Here is a 267-nt window from a genome sequence, read left to right as displayed (position 1 = left end):
CACCATGATAAACAAAATTCTGGAAAATAAAGAACAATTTTCGATATTATTTCGGGAAACGCAATTCGATCAAGATATTTCAAAGCAATATGTGGATCAGATTTTCAAGCCGAATGCCAAACATGTAGAAATACAAAAAAGAATAGATAGCGGAGAGATACATTATCTTTCTGATATTATTCTATTTAATGTAGGGATCATTTCCTTCACATTGGCGTTATCCACTCATTATGAGATTCATCAACAGAAAAAGGAACCATATTTTAC

General features: G+C 31.5%; 1 protein-coding gene. It reads left to right on the top strand.

The window, feature by feature from the left end:
• The coding region (locus SB773_RS32235) for a hypothetical protein (protein WP_410594440.1) at positions 1-267 on the top strand (267 nt) is incomplete at both ends.

The sequence above is a fragment of the Bacillus sp. SIMBA_074 genome (assembly GCF_046534555.1).
Lineage (GTDB): Bacteria > Bacillota > Bacilli > Bacillales > Bacillaceae_G > Bacillus_A > Bacillus_A mycoides.
This window is presented reverse-complemented; position numbering and strand designations above follow the sequence as displayed.